This is a genomic window from Pseudomonas sp. KT_2_4, from assembly GCF_041410225.1.
GTDB lineage: Bacteria > Pseudomonadota > Gammaproteobacteria > Pseudomonadales > Pseudomonadaceae > Aquipseudomonas > Aquipseudomonas paracarnis.
On the sequence record NZ_CP166962.1, the window covers coordinates 2,499,313 to 2,518,285 of the forward strand.

Genomic DNA, 18,973 nt, shown 5'->3' on the forward strand with positions numbered 1-18,973 from the left:
CACATTTTGATTTGTCTCAGCCTGAGGATCAGGCGTTGCCGGCCAGTTTCAACCGTGCTGCCTGGGTAAAGTCGAGCATGCGCTTGAGCGGCCGTACGGCCTGCGGAATCACCGCCGGTTCCACGAAGATCTCATTACTGCCCTCGCGCAGGCATTGCAACGTGCGCTCCAGCGTATTCATCGCCATCCACGGGCAGTGCGCGCAACTGCGGCAGGCTGCACCGTTACCGGCGGTAGGCGCTTCGACGAAGACTTTGTCCGGGCACAGCTGCTGCATCTTGTAGAAGATGCCGCGGTCGGTGGCGACGATAAAGGTTTTGTTCGGCAAGCGTTGCGCTGCGGCGATCAGCTGGCTGGTGGAACCCACCGCGTCCGCCAGTTCGATCACCGAAGTCGGTGACTCCGGGTGCACCAGGATCGCTGCATCCGGGTAGAGCGCCTTCATGTCTTCGAGCTGCTTGGACTTGAACTCTTCGTGGACGATGCAGGCACCGTCCCACAGCAGCATGTCGGCACCGGTCTGGCGCTGGATGTAGGTGCCCAGGTGTTTGTCAGGGCCCCAGATAATGGTCTCGCCGTTGTCCATCAGGCTTTCGACGATTTCCAGCGCGCAGCTGGAGGTCACCACCCAATCCGCCCGGGCTTTGACCGCCGCCGAGGTGTTGGCGTACACCACCACGGTGCGCTCGGGGTGTTGATCGCAGAACGCGGAAAACTCATCCACCGGGCAACCCAGGTCCAGGGAGCAGGTGGCTTCCAGGGTCGGCATCAGGATGCGTTTTTCAGGCGTGAGGATCTTGGCGGTCTCCCCCATGAAACGCACGCCAGCCACCAGTACGGTCTTGGCAGGGTGGGCGGCACCGAAGCGCGCCATCTCCAGGGAGTCGGAAACACAGCCACCGGTTTCTTCGGCCAGGGCCTGAATCACCGGGTCGCAATAAAAGTGGGCAACCAACACCGCGTCCTGAGCCTTGAGCTCGGCGGCAATGGCGGTTCGCAGGCTCGCCTCTTCAGCAGCGCTGAGCACCTTGGGCTGCTTGGCGTCGAGGTGGGCTTGAACCAGTAGGCGTTCGGAAATGTGCGTCATGTTCGCAAGACCTGCAGGCGCAGTAGCGCGAAAGTCGAGTGTACCACCGGCTCCGGAGCCCTTCGGGCGCCGCCGGACGAAGTGTTTTTGTTCATCAAGCACGGGTAAAGCTTAAAGCTGCGCAAGGCTACAGAATATCCAATGGATTCAAAAGCCTAATCTAGTGACCCGGCCAAGTGCCCGATCCCTGGCCGCGACACGCCGATTAGGCGATGCCTGCACAACAATCAAAACCGACCCTTTCCCTCCCACACGCCTGAAAAATCAGGAATATCAGGCCCCCACACCCTGTCGCGCCCTAATTTTGTGCATTTAAGCACTGAATTACGCGATTTTTCTTACGTCTTGTGTAATAAATCCTACAGCGATGTAACAAACCGTCGACCACTCACTCAAGTAGGGCAACTACCGCTGAGTTCAACGCTGGCTCAGACGGTATGGATCGTGTGTATTTCTACGTTAAGGATGTCGAGTGCCAAATCAGCTCTCAACCGGACACTTGTGTTGTATCCGTAATCTGGGCATCGCCCTGCTCTGCCTGTGGGCGCTGCCCGTGGCTGGCGCCGAGGTGCCGCAGCCAGGCCAGGAAGCCCTGCGCTTGCAGCAACAACAGCAACGCGACCTGCAGCAATTACACCTGGAGCAGCGCCAACGCCAGATGCAACGCGGCAGCTTCGGTACACCAGCGGCCATACCCGCCTTGCCCACGGACATCGCCAGGGATGAACACTGCTGGCCCTTGAGCGGTACGCGCCTGGCCGGGGTCACGCTGTTCAGCCGTGCCGAGTTGGACAAACACATCGAGCCCTACGTGGCGCCTTGCATGGGCGTCACCCAGATCAACCGCCTGCTGGCCGAGATCACCCGGCTGTATGTCGAGGCCGGTTATATCGCCAGCCGCCCCTACCTGATCAGTGCACCCACCGCCGGGCAGCCGCTGGATATTCACGTCGAAGAAGGCTACCTGGAGACCATCGAGCTGGCCGACCAGAGCCTGCCGGTGTCATTGGGCGGGGCATTCCCCGGCATGCTCGGCAAACCACTGAACCTGCGAGACCTGGAACAGGGCCTGGACCAGCTCAACCGCCTGCGCTCGGTCGACCTCACCGCCGACATCGCCCCAGGCAGCACAGCGGGCGCCTCGCGCATCATCCTGCGCACGCGCAGCAGCGCCTCGCGCTGGGCCCTGGGCCTGGGGGTGGATAACCTCGGCAGCGCCGGCACCGGGCGGGATCGCAATGCAATCAACTTGAGCCTGGACAGCCCGCTGCAAATCAACGACTCGCTCAACCTGAGCTTCAGCGACACGCTCAACCATGGGCCGCGCTACAGCCGCAGCCACAGCCTGTTCTACTCGATCCCCTACGGTTACTGGACCTACAGCCTGTTCGCCAGCCATGCCGAATACCGCTCGCCGTTCAAGCTCAGCCGCGCCACGTTCTACAACAGTGGCCGCACCGATCAAGTCAGCTTGCGCAGCGACCGTGTGCTGTGGCGCGACCAGGGCCACCAACTGAGCGCCAATCTGCAACTGGCCTACAAAGACGTCGATAGTTACCTACAGAAGGTACACCTGGACATCCAGAGCCCGACGCTGACCGTGGCCGAAGCGGGCCTGAACCTGTTCTGGCTCAACAGTGCGGTGTGGAACCTGGACGTCAACTACGCCCAGGGCCTGACCTGGTTCGGCGCCGATCGCGATGCCAGCCAAGTGCAGAAAAACCAGCCCAAGGCGCAGTTTCAAAAGTACCGCGCCAACCTCACCCAATGGCGCAACGGCCAATGGGCAGCGCAGCCGTGGCAGTGGCAAAGCCAGTTATCGGTGCAGTACAGCCCGGATGCATTGCCCGCCATCGAACAACTGCTGATCACCGACGACTCGGCCGTGCGCGGCTACCGCGAAAACAGTACTTCCGGTGCCATTGGCACGGTATGGCGCAACACTTTGCGCCTGCCGCTCAACACTGACTTGCCGGTGAAGCTCACCCCGCGCCTGGGCCTGGACAACGGCTGGGTCAAGCACGAACACGGTGCCCGGAGCCAACGCCTGAGCGGCGCCAGCGCGGGGCTCAACCTGAGCTGGAAGAACGTGCAGCTCGACGTCGACTACCAACGCAACCTCAACACCCCTACAGGTTTTCGCCAGGAGCCGGAGGTCTGGCTGACGCGCCTTAGCGTGCAGATATGAGCTCACACCCGTTTTTTGCCTGAGTCACCGCCGTACCTGGCCACTCCAGCAGCGTTGCAACGAACAACGCGCGTCGTGGATCAGCCAACACAGAGCGAGATTATTTATGCCGACTACTCCACACAGCTTCCACCTTTCACCCCAGGGCAAACTGCGCTGGGCCATCGCCAGCCTGTTCCTGCTGCCGCAACTCGCGCTCGCCGCAGGCTTGACCGTCGTCGAAGGCCCTGGCGGCACGCCGCAACTGCAAAACCAGGGCGGTGTACCCATCGTCAACATCGTCGCGCCGAACGCCGGTGGCCTGTCCCATAACCAGTTTTTGGACTACAACGTCGACCGCCAGGGCCTGGTGTTGAACAACGCCTTGCAGGCTGGCCAGTCCCAACTCGCCGGGCAGTTGGCAGCCAACCCGCAGTTCCAGGGCCAGGCGGCGAGCGTGATCCTCAATGAAGTGATCAGCCGCAACGCCTCGACCCTCAACGGCGCCCAGGAGATTTTTGGCCAGGCAGCCGATTACGTGCTGGCCAACCCTAACGGCATTTCGGTGAATGGCGGCAGTTTCATCAACACGCCCAATGCCAACCTGGTGGTCGGCCGCCCTGAACTCAACGACGGCAAGCTGCAAGCCTTGAGCACCCGCGATGCCAACGGCCAACTGACAGTGCAAGGCCAGGGCCTGCACAACCGCGAGGGCTCTATCAACCTGATCGCGCCGCGCATCGACAGCGAAGGTCGCCTCAGCGCCCGCGATCAATTGAACCTCACGGTGGGCCGTAATCAGGTCGATTTCGCCAGCGGGCAAGTGCGCCAGGTCGACCCGGCCAGCAAGACCCAGGACCAACGCATCGACGCACGCCTGTTCGGCGCCATGCAGGCCGGGCGCATCAACATCATCAGCACCGCCGAGGGCGCCGGTGTGCGTGTGGGCGGTGTGCAGGTGCAAGGCACTGACGGGGTGAAGATCAGTTCGGCCGGCGACCTCGACATCAGCGGCCAAGTGCATGCCGACAGCCTCGACGCCACCCGCGCTGGCGTGCACAGCCGCCAGGGCGATGTCGATTTGCACAGTACCAAGGACTTGAACCTGGCCGCCACCGACGTCAGCGGGCGCAACGTCAAACTCGACGCCAGCCGCAACCTGACCCTCAGCAGCCTGGAAAGCCGCAAGCTCCAGGAAAAGCGTGAGCAGTGGAACAACAGCAACTTCTTGTTCACCTACGAAACCTACGACCGCACCACCACCGACAAAGACTCGCGCCAGCACGGCAACAAGGTCGTGGCGCAACAGGACGCGGCGCTGTCTTCCGGCGCCAACACCGAGATCAAAGCCAGCCATGTGGAAGCGGGCAACACTCTGCGCGTCGACAGCGGTGCCGACCTGCACGTTAACGCCGCCACCGAAACCCATGAAAGCCGCGACCAGGGCAACCATCGCAAACACCTGTGGAAAGCCAACTGGGATAAATCCAGCAGCGAACAACGCAGCATCACCAGCAGCCTCAAGGCCGGAAAGACACTGGAGCTGACCAGCCAACAGAAGCTGCAAGTGCAAGGCGCCGAGCTGAAAACCCCCGGCGATATTCAACTGGCCGCCCGGCACGTGGAAATCACCAGCGCCAGCCGTACCCAGAGCAGCCGCGACAACGCCTACTCCGGCGACCTCACCGGTGGCAGCTTCTTCGGCAAGCAAGGCGACGGTGACCAGGGCAAGACGTCGAACACCGGCAGCAAGGTAAACGCCGACGGCAAGCTGATCGTCAAGGCCGACGACGTGCGCATCAGCGGTAGCCAGGCCCGTGGCGGCAAGCAGGCCAATGTCATCAGCGACAAAGGTTCGCTGGTGATCGACGGCGTGCAGGACAGCTCCCACGACAACCGCTACAACAATGACAGCAAATTCTTCGGCCTCTCCAAGGATGAAAGCCGCAAGAACCTCAAGGACAGCACCGTGGTTGCCAGCGACCTGCGCTCGGACAGCAACCTCAAGCTGCAAAGTGCCAAGGACATCACCGTCAGTGGCTCCCAGGTAGCCGCCGCGGGTGAACTGCAAGCGGATGCCAAGGGCGATATCAAGGTCGTTGCCGCCGAGAACACCACCCACGACACCACTCGCACCCATAGCCGTGGCTTCGATGGCTACGCCAAGGAAACCGAGGGCGTCAGCCGCCAGTACCGTGCGGGGTTGAGCTATGAAGACCAGCAGCAAACCCGCAAGACCGACACCACCCAGCAGCAGGGTTCCAGCCTCAAGGGCGGCAGTGTCGTAGTAAAGGCCGGTGGCGATGTGAGCATCCAGGGTTCGGACCTCAAGGCAACCGCAGGCGATGCCACCCTGAGCGGCAACAACGTCGAGCTGTTGGCCGCCCACGACAAGCGCACCGAAGCCGTCGACACCACCACCACCGGCGGCAGTTTCTACTACACCGGCGGCATTGATCGGGCGGGCAGTGGCGCTCAGTTCAGCCACCAAAGCAGCCAAGACACCACTGAAAAAACCACCGCGCAAACCAGCACCGTGGCCGCGACCGGCAAGCTGACCATCAACGCTGGCAACACCTTCACCAGCGAGGGTGCACAGGCCAAGGCCGGCGCCGAACTGCAGGTCAACGCGGGTCAGATCGACAACCAGGCTGCCCATTCCACCGAGACCAGCACCCACAAGGAAAACGGCTGGACCGCCGATGTTGGCGCCAATGTGGAATACAAAGGCATTACCCGCCCGATCGAAAAAGCCGTCGAGGGCGTGGCCCAGGCCAAGTTCCATCAGCCCGGTTTGCTGGACGCGTTCGAGCAACCCAATGTCGGCCTGGATGTGGAAGTCGGGCACACGAACAAAACCGGCACAACGCAAGACAGCACCGCCGTGGTCAGCCAGTTCAGTGGCGCCGCGGTGCAGGTCAATGCAGCCGGCACGTTGCAGGACGAGGGCACCCAGTACCGCGCCACCGAGGGCGGGCTGAACATCAAGGCCGGCGAGCACCTGGCCACGGCAGCGGCCAACACCCACAGCAGCAGCGAGCAAAGCGTGGACGCCAAGGCTGGCGTGCGGGTCTATACCACCACCGGCGAAGACGTGAATGTGCGCGGCAGCGGCCTGGGCGGCAGCAGCGATGTGCGCGAATCCACCAGCACGGCGGTGCTCGGCAGCTATGTGGCCAGCCAAGGCGTGAGCATCGAGGCCAAGGGCGATGCCCGTTATGAAGGCAGCCAGTTCGACGGCGGCCAGGCCGGGGTTAACCTCAAGACCGGCGGTGAGCTGGCGCTCAACCAGGCCACCAACACCCAGAGCAAAAACAGCAGCACGCTGCGCGGCAACGGCTCACTGACGGTGGGCACCGCGCCCGGTGCGAATGGCAGCAACATCAACCTCGGTGCCGGCGTGCAGTTGGATAACAAGCGCCTGGACATCCAGAACAGCCAGGCACAGGTCGCGACCATTCAAGGCAGCGGCCCCGTTCAGTTCAGCAGCGGCGCAGACATGACCCTGCAAGGCACGCAGATCGGCAGCACGGGCGCAAAGGCTGGCGATATCAGCCTCAATGCCGGCGGCAAGCTGGACCTGCAAGCCGCCACCGACAGCCACGTCAGCAACGGCAGCAACCTGGGCGGCGGTCTGACCCTCGGTGCCGGCAAGACCAGCAGCGCCGAAAGCAGCAGCAAGACCGGCAGCCTCAGCGCCAATTTCAATATTGGTAAAGTGGCGGAGAACGACAAGAGCGCGGTCGTCGGGCAATTGCACAGCAGCGGCAAGGTCAGCCTCGCCAGTGCCGCTGAGGCAACCGATGCCATCCACTTGCAGGGCACTCAGGTCAGCGCAGCCAGCGTTAGCCTGGATGCGCAAAACGGCGGCATCCTGCAAGAGTCCGCACAATCGACCCAGGCCCATAACAGCTGGGGCGTGACCCTGGGCGCAGGCGCCAGCATCGGCAAAACCACCTTGGCCGACGCCGGTGAACATGAGACACCCAAGACCCAGCGCGGCATCAATGCGCGGGCCAAGGTCGATGTGGATCACTTGCAAGGCACCACGCAGCACAACAGCGTGATCACGGCGGGTGACGTCACCCTCAACAGTGGCGGCGATACCCATCTGGCCGGAGCGCGTATCGACGCCGACAAGGTGCACGGCACGGTGGGCGGCGACCTCGTCGTCGAAAGCCGCAAGGACCACGTCAACAGCACCCAGGTGAATGTTGACGCCAGGCTGGATGTCGAGAAGAACCAGCCGGGGGTGGTGGATAAGCTGGCCAAAACCAGCGGCCCCCTGAAGGACAAGGTACAAGCCAAGGCTGAAGGTGCGTTCGACAAGCATCGCGACAAGCTGGAGAACGTCGTCGACAAAGGCACCGGGCACCTGGCTTCGGCCAAGGACAGCGTGGTCAACAGCGTGGTCAATGCCAAGGAACGCCTGGGCGAAAAACTTACCCGCAGTGGCAGATACGACGTGAACCCGCAACCCCGTGGCGCCTTCGGTACTCGCGTGGACAAGGCCAAGGCTTACCTGGCAGACAAGACCGACGCCCTGGGCACACGCCTGTCTGGCTTCAAGGATAAGGTCTGGCCAAAAACCAGCGACAGCTACACCGTCAGTGGCAAAGACACCACCGGCAGCAAGGTGGCCAACACCGCCGAAAGCGTGTTGTTCGGCGACAAGAGCGGCAACACCAGCTACACCCCGACCCTGTATCTGGATGTCAGCCATGTGGTCAAGGACAGCGTCACCCAGGCGTCAGGCATTCGCGCAGGCCACGGCGTCAACCTGCTGGTGAAGGGTGATACCCAGCTCACGGGCGCGCGGATCAGTGCGCCCAATGGCAAGGTTGAGCTGGGTGGCTCCAAGGTGACTGCAACCACACTGGCCGGCAGCGACTACCGTGCCGATGTCGGGCTGAACGTTTCGAAGTCACCGGTCAACCTGGCCCTGGGCGCCAAGGACGAACTGACCCAGAAACACGACGACGCCACGCGCAAGGACCAAGCCTTAAATCTGGGCCCGCTGCGAGCGGGTGGGCACAGTGAGAGCCAGGCCTTGCAGGCGGGGATTGATCAGGCCATCAACTAAAGGGTAAAGCCACCCCACTGTAGGAGCGAGCTTGCTCGCGAAGAACGTTAACGATGACGCTGGCATGCTTGGAGTACACGGCGCCCTCAGGTTTTTCGCGAGCAAGCTCGCTCCACAGGCACATTCTCAGCGTGCCAGCCGGCGCGCTCAGTTGTACGCTTTTTCTCGGGTCGCTGTAGGTTGGTCCTTATGATCGCGTTCTTACAAACAAAGCACACCCAGAAAGTGGAACCTTTCACAGACCTCAACCACCCAACAAAAAACTAACCTCATGCGGATATTTTCAAACAAGAGAAAATAAGCTCGACAGACGGACGCACCAGAAAATTCAGCGCTTCCCTTTGGCGTCTATAACCATAAACAGAGGTTAAACAGTGAGCCCGTTAAAAGGGTATGGCATGTTAGTGCAGTGCACACACGCCCGCCGAACGACTGCGTTTAAAGCTATATCGTTGATCTCATATAAATAAAGTGACCCAGCAATGAATATATTCTCGCCCGTGCCACAGCCACTCAGCAACTATCCCCATACAACAAATGCTGAACACCGTCGCTCCACTCGGGCAATTGACGATGCACCGCCAGTCAAAAATACACTTCCGGACGCGCCGAGCGCCTCGGAAGATAAAAAGCTGGGGCTGGGACAAAAACCGATCCCTGCGCCCGCCCCCGACCATGAGTTAGATTTCGCCAAGGGAGTCATTTATGGCTCTGTCAGCGTTTCCCCTCCCACAGCAAGTTATACGCACCAGGAACAGCTACAGAGGATTGACGCTTACGCCGACCGTGTTGTCACGCAAATCAAGAAAATAGAAGAAAGCGGTGAAGAAAACGAAAGTAATATCAGGTTCCAGAAAACTCGCCCGTTCCTGGAGCCTGCCGGTTATTTCAGCGGCGGGTTATTGGCTGCCGGGTTCGACCCGCATGAAAAAATCACTGTAACCTTCAAAAGTTACGTTGGAAAATGGAAGCCGGAAGTCGAGACCAACACCGATACACGCACCTATTTTGCATGGGAAATTGCAGCCGGTGCTCTTAAGCACGATAAACCACCGGGAGGTGGCCTGCTCAACTTCCAGACCATGGAAATCAAGCCGCAAGACCGGAGCAAGATCAACGATCTGGAAGCGCTGGGTGCGAAGCTACAAAATCATTGGCAAGATGATGTCGCCTCCACCATGAGCGACGAGACGGGCGAATTGGCGAAGCACTCGGGAAAAGCCGATGCTTATGTTGTGCTGGGAACTTTGCAAGGCCTGCGTAACGACAAAGATGCGTATAAAATGCTATCGCCTGAAGGCCGATCAGCCGTTGAACGCACGCTAGACAATAAGGGAAATGTCGTCATACCCAACATATACGGTTATCCACTGGCCGGGTATGCGTTTATTCCTTATGTCAACTATCACGGCAATTATGACACCCGCCCCAATCAAGGCCTGATGCTCGACTTGAAGAACGGCACAGTCAGCGAAATACGCGGAGACGATGATTTTGCTCGTTGGGCCAAAGACAACCGTGATGCCTTAAAAGCCAGCTTTAACGCCGAAGACAGACAAGGCGGAAAGGATGCTCATTGGCCATCAGCGAGCAGTGTGCTCGAAAATTTGATTGAGGGTAATCATGCGCACTATCCGGGACGCAAAAATCTACTCAGCGACAAACAGATTCCGGTTAGAGAGTTATTTAATTACACTCAATCGCGAAAGAAAACCTACCATTTAAAATTTGGAGATCTGAACTCTGGCATTGCCAGCAATTATCAAAAGATCAACGCCAACAATGCCGTGTGGGCCGATCAAACAGAGGTATTTGGTTCCTCGAAGCAAACGTGGAAGGAAGCCAAAGAATTATGGGGGCGCACCTTCGGCTATGTGCCCATCCTTGGAAACGCGGGCAATATTGTCTTCGGTACCCATGATTCCATTTATGGTATGACCGCCGACGATCGTGTTGGCGGCACAGCGGCTGCAGTGATATCGGGCTTGCAGCTGGCGCACGAACTCGCACCATTTGGAGCTGAGGCTGGGTTGGGCGAAGCACCCTCCGCATCGACTATCGCTGGCAGCGAACATTACGGCTGGAAATACAATGAGCAAAGCAACCGTTTTGATTTCGTGAGGAAAGTAAACGCCGCGAATGACAGCGACGTGTCCTCCGTCGCCAATACCGCACCAAGCGAACCGGATACACCACACGTCAGTGAAGGTGTCCCTCCGACAATCGAAATACCAAACAGTAAGCGCTCACTTCTGACATCCGTAGAGAACTTACCGACCGGCGAAGCGCTTTTTTCCACTGTGGATAAAAACGTAGTACTAAGTGGAGAGCTTAACGAGCTAAATTCCCTTGACGAAAAACTTTATACATTTACCGACTTCAACAAAAACGGCCGTCAAGAACGACTCAACATCCTGGTGCACGGAAGCGTCGACCCGGCTACTGGCATCTCGAAAGTTTCATACAACGGAAAACTCAATACGCCACAAGAGTTACTTCAGACACTTCATGACTCGGGCATTTACCCGGAAACGTTTGACAACGTAAGACTACTGTCATGTGACTCTGCAAGTGGTGGAGATGCGTCCTTCGCGGCGGAGTTTCAGAAGCTCATAGGGCGCCCTGTCAAGGGCTATAGCGGCACCCTCACCGCCAACCTAGTACCGGAAGATATAAATGCTGCGATTGTAAAAGTAGAAAATATCTATCTGGACACCCTGAAAAAAAATCAGAACACTCCACTGACTGACGCTGATAAGGCATTGGCCAGATCCGAAGCGGAAAAATACGTCTCCCGAGAAATGGCAAAAAACAGAAACTTCAAACCGGCAAAGAAAAACCCCCATTGGAATCCGTTTAAATGGTGGGCTTTTACTTATAAACCCGAGACCTTTCCAAAACCATAAACGGTGGGCACTGTCGGGGAAGGCCCACCCCACTGTAGGAGCGAGCTTGCTCGCGAAAGACGTTAACGATGACGCTGGCATGTTGAGAGTACGCGGCGCCCTCAGGTTTTTCGCGAGCAAGCTCGCTCCTAGCTAGGCACATTCTCAGCGTGCCAGCCTGCGCGTCATGTCAGTTGAAGAGTGCCTGTACGTTCTTCATCGCGTCATCGGCAAAGCCTTGCAGGAAGGCTTCGAACGCCGGTACGTCTTCCTTGCCGCCCGTGTAGGGCTGACCAATGATGGTCCAGGTCGCCAGGCTCTGGTTCGGGCCTTGTGGCACCACCTCCATCAGCGCCCACAGGTTGCCGATGTTCAGCGAGGTGTAAATCAGCGACCAGGTCATGGTCATGGCTTGGTCGTCATGGCTGTTGAGTTGCTCGATCACCACATTGCCGTCCTTGAACAGCTTTTTGCGTACCGAACGCACGCCCTCGCCCGTCATCTCGATATGAGACAAGGCCGGAATAAACTTCGCGAAACCGGCGAAATCTCCGACCACACTCCACACACTGCGAGCATCGCCCTTCACGCTGACGCTGGCGACGACAGGGTTGCCCACCGGGTTTCGAACCAGGGTATCGGGTTGTTGCATGAGAGAGCTCCTTTTTTCCGAAGGGCGGATAGTGGGCGCCTACCAAATGCAGTGGGCTGTACAAGTTCAACACCTGCTTGGCGTGGTTATCCGCTCTTGGCTGACTGCCGTAATGCCAAGGCTGCTACCCCGCACACGATCAACGCAATACAGGACACATAAAACGCATCGCTGTAGGCCATCAGGTACGCCTCACGACGCACGGTGTGGATCAAGCCCTCAAGGACCTGCTGTTGAGCGGGTAATAGCTGGTTGAAGATAAAAGCCTCGCTGTCAGCCATGCTGGCGCGCAGGCGCTCCTGAAAGGACGGGGAAAACAGCGTGATCGACTCCCCTACCCGCTCAGAGTGAAAGCGCTCGCGCATGGCCACGATCTGCGTCAGGCCCGCGGTACCCACGGCACCACCCAGGTTGCGCAGCATGGAGAACAAGGCCGAGGCGGAGCCGGCTTCATCTTTGGCCAGGCCAGACACCGCGAGCACGGAAAGCGCCACCATGATCAGCGGCTGCCCGATGCCCCGTACCACGGTGGACGGAATAATCACGTTGGCGGCGCTGTCCACGTCCAGGTGCGCGCCGAGGTAGCACCCCAGGGCCATGATGAAAAAGCCACTGGCGACCATCAGTTTCGGGTTGAGCCACTGCATCAGGCGTGGCATGAACGGCGCCAGTACCAGTTGCACCATGCCGTAGGCGATCAGGCTGATGCCAATCTCCCGGGCGTTGTAGCCCTGCAGTTGGGACAGGTAATTGGGCACCAGGAACACCAGGCCGAAAGTCGCCCCGCCAAAGATGAACATCGCTGCGCTGGCCACGCCGAAGTTGTAGCTCTTGAGCAGGCGCAGGTTGATGAAGGAGCGACTGCCATACAACTGCGACAGCACGAAGTACACCAGGGCCACGCCGGCCACCAGTGACATCCACACAATGAAATCGGAGCCAAACCAGTCCTTGCGGCCACCTTCTTCCAGCACGATCTGCAAGCCACCCAGGCCGACGATCATGGCGATGATCCCGCCCCAATCGCCGCGTTTGAGCAGGCTCAACTGCATGGGCTTGGCATCGATCGACCATGCCACCGCCAACAGCAAGAGAATGCCGGGGGCCAGTTGCAGGTAAAAGATCCAGCGCCAGGAATAGGCATCGGTCAGCCAGCCACCAATGGACGGCCCGGCGGCCTGGGCGACGCTGTTGGACAGCGCGAACAAGGCCATGCCCATCGCGATCTTGCTGGGCGGCAGTTCAGTGATGATCAGCTGGAATGACAAGGGAATCAGCACTGCGCCGGCGGCGCCCTGGATCACCCGAATGATGATCATCACTTGCAGGTTGGGTGCCCAGGAGCAGGCAATGGACGCCACCAAAAACACAAACGAGCCCACGAGCATCACACGCCGCAGAGAGAACACCTGCACCAACCAGGCGGTCAGCGGGATCATGACGATTTCCGCGACCAGGTAGGCGGTGGAAATCCACGAGCCTTCTTCGAACGTCGCCCCCAGGGAGCCTTCGATCTCCGGCAGCGCGGCGCTGGTCACGTGCACGTTCATGCCGGCCATGAAACAACCGAACAGCCCACCGATCACGGCCACCCAGGCGCGAAAGGAGACGCTCTTTTCAGCCGATTCAGTCATGTGCAGCGCCCTGCTTATCTGGGCGGGTGTCCACCGTGGTGATGACCGACATGCCCGGCAGGATAGGTCCGCCTTCGTCATGCTCATCAATGACGATTTTCACTGGAAAGCGTTGCACGATCTTGGTGAAGTTGCCGGTGGCGTTATCCGACGGCAACAGTGCGAACACCGCCCCGGAGCCTGGCGAGAAGCTCACCACATGGCCTTTGAGCTTGCGTCCCGAATAACTGTCGACGCTGATATCCACCGGTTGGCCGGCACGCATATCGCGCAATTGGGTTTCTTTGTAGTTGGCCACGACGTAAGCCTGTTGCAAGGGCACCACCGCCAGCAGCGGCAACCCTGGCGCGACGTATTGGCGGGTACGCACTTTGCGCTGCCCCACCACACCGTCAATGGGTGAGCGGATCAAGGTGTCTTCCAGGGCATGCGTCGCCAGGTTCAACTGCGCCTCAGCCTGGCTGCGCCGGGCTATCTGTTGCTGGAGCGAGGCCTGGGCCAGTTGGCGGCGGGTGACGGCCACGGTCAAGCGGGTTTCCTGTTGCAGCTGCATCGCTTTGGCAATTTCCACCGCAGCGTTGGCCTGGGTGTAACTGGCGGCGGCCGTTTCCAGACGCTGTGCGCTGGCGGCGTGTTCGCGCACCAAACCTTCGTAGCGACGCTGGTCGAGACTTGCGCGGCGCAATTCAGCGGCCACACTGCGGGCGTGAGCCTCAGCCTGGGCAACGCCGGCCTTTTGCTGGGCGATCAGGCTGTCAGTGACTTTCAAGTTGGCCTCTTGCGCCGCCACCGAGGCCTGGGTCTCGGCCAGTTCTGCGCGGGCTTGTGCCAAACGGGCCTGGTAGTCACGGTCCTCGATGCGCACCAGCACATCCCCCGCCTTGACCGGCTGATCGTCCTCTACCATCACCTCGGCCACGTAGCCTGAGACCTTCGGGCTGATGGGAATCCAGTCGGCCCGCACATACGCATCATCGGTCTGCTCCAGGTAGCGGCCGACGGTCATCCAATACACGCCGAACACCACCGCCGCGATCAACAGCGCGGCGCCGCCCAGCAGGATCAGGTTCCTTTTTCGCCGTTGCTTACGCGCATGCATGAGTTGCTCGAGCACATTCTCCTGCTCGTCCTGGACTGCAGTTTTTTCATCAACGGCGATATTCATGGCTGGGTACCGGAAGAAGGGATGGACGCATGGGTGGGCGCAGCGGCCGGGGTTTCGACGGCGCCGGACTGCCAACCGCCGCCAAGGGCACGGAACAGGCCGATCTGGCGTTGCAGTAACTGGCCATCGGCGTCGGCGCGCGTGGCCTGCAAGCGGATCAGTTCTCGCTCACTGTCCAGCACGTCGAGAAAGTTGATAGAACCTGCGTCATAGTTGAATTGGGCCAACTTGTAGGCTTGGCGGCTGCTGTCCAGCGCCCGGCTCAAGGCCGCGTGGCGCTGCCGCTCGCCGTCGTACAACGCCAGGGCCTGGCGCACCTCCTTGAGGGCCTTGAGGACGCTGGCCTCGAACTGTGCGACCTCCACCTGCTCGAGTGCCCGTGCCTGCTTGACTCGCGCGCGGTTGGCCTGCCAATTAGGGAACTGCCAGGTAATCAGCGGGCCGATGCCGAACATCACCGCACGGCTGTCCCCCAGCTCATGAGGTTTGTTGGCCGAGGAGGACACTGAAGCACCGAACGTCACCTTGGGGTACAGGTCGGCCTGGACAATATCCACTTGCAGCGTGGCCGCCTGCAACGCGCGCTCGGCCTGCCGGACGTCAGGGCGGCGTGCCAATAATTGCCAGCCATCGCCCACCGGTAACTCGGCATTGAGTTGTGGCACCACTTCACACGTTGCGGCGCCAGAGCCTTGTTCAAGATCAGCGACGCCCGTCAGCATGGCCAATTCGTAGAGCGCGGCTTGTCGACGCGCCTCCAACATCGGCAGCAGCGCCTGGGTTTCGCCTTGCAGGGCTTGCATGCGGCTGTATTCAAGGTCTGTCACCACACCGGCCTGGCGCTGGCGATCGGTCAACGCCAGGCTATGCGCGACCACGTCCAACGAATGGCGCTGGACCTTGGCACGCGCGCCCAGGGCGCAGGCATTCACATAGGCGCGAGTGGTTTGCGCCACGACCGTGATGCGCAGCAAGTCTTCGGCATCCTGCGCCGCTGCGGTTTGCACGTGGGCACGTTCAATGGTGCGCTGAACCTGGCCCCACACATCCACTTGATAAGCCAGCTCGAAGCCTGGGTTGAATGCCCACTCTGACGGCGCATGGCTATCGGTGGCCTTGGCCAGCGTCTGGTCATCGGCCGTCTTGCCATAAGCGGCCCCCAGCGACGCCTGGGTGGACGGCCAGCGCTCGGCATCGGCCTGCTGGATCCCGGCCAGCATCGCCTGCACATGGGCCTGGGCCGCCGCCAGGTCGCGGTTGTGCAGCAGGGCCTTTTGCACCAGCGCGTCGAGTTGCGGATCGTTGTACAACTGCCACCAGCGCTCAGGTAACGCTTGGGCCGAGACACCTTGGGGCAGGTGACTCAGGGCATTGATGCGTTCCGGATGTGGCTGTGCCGGTGTATGGGCGACCCAGGACGAACAACCCGCCAATAACGCCACCGCCATGCCAAGCAGCGAAAGACGGCAATGCCGTGGGAAAAGAGAAGGCGAACCCATCGAAGAAATCCAGAATGCCAAGTAGAGACGCAGGGTAAGAGAGCAACGGGTTGCGCATCTCCCGAGTTCCAGACAACCATCGTTTCGATTGGGACAATGTGCCGGCGCGCCCTCTGCGCCGCAGGCTCCATACACCAGGCACAGGTAAACATGGCCCTGCCTGGAGGCGGGGCCATGTTGAAAAGGAGGTGGTGCTATCGCCAGGTAGATTCAGACCAAGCGACAGTTACTCGGGGTGTAGCCCATGGTGCGTTTGAACATCGCGGTAAATGCACTCGGACTCTGGTAACCGTGCTCCAATGCCACTTCCAGGATGGAAGCACCACTGGCCAGCCGCTGCATGCTGAGCAGCAGCCGCGTGCGCTTGCGCCACTCGCCGTAACTCATGCCCAACTCTTTCTGGAACAGCCGAGCCAGGGTGCGTGAACTCATATTGAGCTGCACCGCCCAACTCTCCAGTTTCGACTCCTGAGAAGGGTTGTCGATAAAGTCCGCACACAGTGACTTGAGCCTCGGCTCGTCCGGTATCGGCACGTGAGCCAGCACCCTTTGCGCACGGTCAAGTTCCGAGAAAATCAGCTCCACAATCTGCACATGACGCAACGACGCCGCCTGGCTGTCAGGCTCATCGCCCGCAGCCACAATCAGCTCGCGCAACAAGGGTGAAACCCTGATGACCTCGCATTCCTCCGTCAAACGACGGTGCGCTCCCGGCGAGATCAACAAAGTGCGCATGCGCACTTCGCCGGTCATGCGGATCTGATGCTCCAAACCTGAAGGCACCCACAGCGCATGCCCGGAAGGTACCACCCAGGTGGTCTCCTCCACCGACACAAGCATCACACCGTTGATGGCGTAGACCAGTTGGCCTTCGTCATGTCGATGCGAGGCCACGATGTCACCGTGGCCATAATTACCGGCAAGTGCCGCCAATGCGGTATGCGCGTTCATCTCAGGACGGCACCGCAGCATTCACCAGGCTGAGCAAGCCCAGGCGCGATGCACGATTGACCGCACTGGTGACCGCTTTGAGGGAAGCGAGAAGGCTACTGCCATCACGAGCGGCGCCGAACAGCAACTGGTTGCCCACGCGAATTTCCACATAGGCCAACGCCTCAGCCTGGGCACCGTCACGGGTGGCATGTTCGTGGTAATCGGCGATATCAAAATGAATGCCACGTTGGGCAAACGCATCGACCAGCGCCGCAAGCGGGCCGTTGCCCTCGCCACTCAAGTCGATGCGCTGTGTGCCTTGTTCAAGGGTGGCCTCCAGGTAAGTCACATCGCCCTCGCTCACCAGTTTGGGGGCTCGTAACGCGTAAGGCTTGCCCTGCTCCAGGTAATGCCGGGTGAAGCAGGCAAGGATCATCTCGCCACTGATTTCCTGGCCGGAGCCATCCGCTTCCTGTTGTACCAGGCTGCTGAACTCCATCTGCAAGCGACGCGGCATCACAATGCCGTGCTGCTCCAACAGATAGGCCACGCCCCCCTTGCCCGACTGGCTGTTTACGCGAATTACCGCTTCATAGCTACGGCCCATATCGGCAGGATCGATAGGCAGGTACGGTACTTCCCACATGCCCTGTGGATTGGCCTGGCGCGCCGCAAAGCCTTTCTTGATCGCGTCCTGGTGCGAGCCGGAGAATGCGGTAAACACCAACTCACCGGCGTAAGGGTGACGAGGATGGGTCGGCAACTGATTGCAGAATTCCACCTCACGCTGGACGTGCAGGATGTCGGAGAAATCCAACTGCGGATCGATGCCGCTGGTGTAGAGGTTCATCGCCAACGTGAGGATATCTACGTTGCCAGTGCGCTCACCGTTACCGAACAACGTGCCCTCGACACGCTCGGCACCAGCCAGGCACGCCTGCTCCGCGGTGGAGACCCCAGTGCCCCGATCATTGTGCGGATGCACGCTGATGACCACACTGTCCCGGCGACTGAAGTGCCGGCAGAACCATTCGATCTGGTCGGCGAAGACATTGGCGGTAGACACCTCCACAGTGGTAGGCAGATTCAGGATCATCTTGTTACTCGGGGTCGGGCCGAACGTATCTGTCACCGCTTCACACACCTGCAGTGCAAAATCCAGCTCGGTGAAGCAAAAGGTTTCCGGGGAATACTGGAACGTCCACTGCGTATCGGGGTTTGCGTCCATGTGCTGCTTGATCTCCCGAGTTGCCTGGGTAGCAATCTCGATGCAGCCCGCCTTGTCCACATTGAAGACAACGTCCCGGAACACCGGCGCCGTCGCATTGTAAACATGCACGATGGCGCGAGGCGCGCCCTTCAACGCCTCAAACGTGCGCTCGATGAGGTGGCTGCGCGCCTGGGTCATGACCTGAATCGTCACATCATCAGGAATCGCACCGCTTTCAATCAGCTCACGGACATAGTCAAAGTCGGTCTGCGAAGCGGCAGGAAAGCCCACCTCGATCTGCTTGAAACCGACCTTCACCAGCAAATCGAAGAAACGCCGCTTGCGCTCGGCATTCATCGGCTCGATCAACGCCTGGTTGCCATCGCGCATATCCACACTGCACCAGGTAGGAGCGGCAACCTGGACAGTACTGGGCCATGTGCGATCCGGCAGGTTGACCATGGTGAAGTGGCGATATTTGCGGGAAGGGTCCTTGAGCATCATGGCGTTTCTCCTTTTTCAGCAGTTTGTTTGTGTCAGACACACCGTCGGCGATGCCGACTGATTGGATCCAATACTAAACGAACATAGTTTGATACAAATTGCGTTGTTGAGTTTGTGGAATAAGAAAAACCAAAAAAAACCCAAGCAGACTGAA

The 18,973-nt window shown here is 59.8% G+C and carries 10 protein-coding genes and 1 pseudogene; 4 read left to right on the forward strand and 7 right to left on the reverse strand.

Going from position 1 to position 18,973, the window contains the following annotated elements; translation table 11 throughout:
• Positions 1–28: 28 nt before the first annotated feature.
• Positions 29–1,087: a quinolinate synthase NadA gene (gene nadA / locus AB9N64_RS11555; protein ID WP_003193840.1), complete on the reverse strand. Its 1,059-nt coding sequence runs from the start codon at positions 1,085–1,087 to the stop codon at positions 29–31.
• Positions 1,088–1,604: 517 nt separating this feature from the next.
• Here nadA and AB9N64_RS11560 point away from each other — a divergent pair.
• The 4 genes and pseudogenes from AB9N64_RS11560 to AB9N64_RS11575 all read left to right on the forward strand — a co-directional run.
• Complete coding sequence (locus AB9N64_RS11560) at positions 1,605–3,275, forward strand: ShlB/FhaC/HecB family hemolysin secretion/activation protein (RefSeq protein WP_256671311.1); 1,671 nt, start codon at positions 1,605–1,607, stop codon at positions 3,273–3,275.
• A gap of 106 nt (positions 3,276–3,381) precedes the next feature.
• Positions 3,382–8,337, forward strand: a complete 4,956-nt coding sequence (locus tag AB9N64_RS11565; protein WP_371360269.1) for a hemagglutinin repeat-containing protein — start codon at positions 3,382–3,384, stop codon at positions 8,335–8,337.
• Between the two features lie 482 nt (positions 8,338–8,819).
• Positions 8,820–11,243, forward strand: a complete 2,424-nt coding sequence (locus AB9N64_RS11570) for a hypothetical protein (RefSeq protein WP_060766529.1) — start codon at positions 8,820–8,822, stop codon at positions 11,241–11,243.
• 46 nt (positions 11,244–11,289) lie between these two features.
• A pseudogene (locus AB9N64_RS11575) lies at positions 11,290–11,376 on the forward strand (outer membrane lipoprotein carrier protein LolA); the annotation flags it as partial.
• A gap of 36 nt (positions 11,377–11,412) precedes the next feature.
• Here the strand turns inward: AB9N64_RS11575 and AB9N64_RS11580 are convergent.
• The 6 genes from AB9N64_RS11580 to leuA all read right to left on the reverse strand — a co-directional run bounded on the left by AB9N64_RS11580 (position 11,413) and on the right by leuA (position 18,819).
• Complete coding sequence (locus AB9N64_RS11580) at positions 11,413–11,874, reverse strand: SRPBCC family protein (protein WP_102666483.1); 462 nt, start codon at positions 11,872–11,874, stop codon at positions 11,413–11,415.
• A gap of 86 nt (positions 11,875–11,960) precedes the next feature.
• Entirely contained in the window at positions 11,961–13,508 is a 1,548-nt protein-coding gene (locus tag AB9N64_RS11585; RefSeq protein ID WP_339231590.1) for an MDR family MFS transporter, read from the reverse strand.
• Complete coding sequence (locus AB9N64_RS11590) at positions 13,501–14,673, reverse strand: HlyD family secretion protein (RefSeq protein WP_073845694.1); 1,173 nt, start codon at positions 14,671–14,673, stop codon at positions 13,501–13,503. The genes AB9N64_RS11585 and AB9N64_RS11590 overlap by 8 nt, the downstream gene beginning before the upstream one ends.
• Entirely contained in the window at positions 14,670–16,172 is a 1,503-nt protein-coding gene (locus tag AB9N64_RS11595) for an efflux transporter outer membrane subunit (RefSeq protein WP_371360272.1), read from the reverse strand. The genes AB9N64_RS11590 and AB9N64_RS11595 overlap by 4 nt, the downstream gene beginning before the upstream one ends.
• A gap of 210 nt (positions 16,173–16,382) precedes the next feature.
• On the reverse strand, positions 16,383–17,123 hold the full coding sequence (locus AB9N64_RS11600; protein ID WP_014719710.1) for a helix-turn-helix domain-containing protein: 741 nt from the start codon (positions 17,121–17,123) through the stop codon (positions 16,383–16,385).
• 1 nt (position 17,124) lies between these two features.
• A complete protein-coding gene (leuA, locus tag AB9N64_RS11605) occupies positions 17,125–18,819 on the reverse strand; it encodes a 2-isopropylmalate synthase (protein ID WP_371360274.1) in 1,695 nt (564 codons plus the stop codon).
• Between the last annotated feature and the right edge of the window lie 154 nt (positions 18,820–18,973).